The 219-nt window shown below is 53.9% G+C and carries 1 rRNA gene; it reads right to left on the bottom strand.

The features are described from left to right. Window positions 1-2 precede the first annotated feature (2 nt). A 5S ribosomal RNA gene (rrf, locus tag BN3772_RS30385) occupies window positions 3-119 on the bottom strand. Window positions 120-219: the final 100 nt, after the last annotated feature.

Below are 219 nucleotides of genomic sequence, written 5' to 3'. Positions count from 1 at the left end.
GTGCTTGGCAGCGTCCTACTCTCCCAGGACCCTTCGGTCCAAGTACCATTGGCGCTGGAGGACTTAACGGTCGTGTTCGGGATGGGTACGCGTGGAACCCCTCCGCCATCGCCACCAAACATGATTTTTCGAAGCTTCCGCTTCTCGAAATCGCTGCGAGAAAAGATCAGTCCTCAGAAGGACTTGCAGCTTAAGGTTGTTCAGGAACTTGATTCCTGA

The organism is Paenibacillus camerounensis, assembly GCF_000723885.1.
Classification (GTDB): domain Bacteria; phylum Bacillota; class Bacilli; order Paenibacillales; family Paenibacillaceae; genus Paenibacillus_AQ; species Paenibacillus_AQ camerounensis.
Note: the sequence above shows the minus strand (reverse complement) of the source record. Positions and strands in the feature narration are given on the sequence as shown.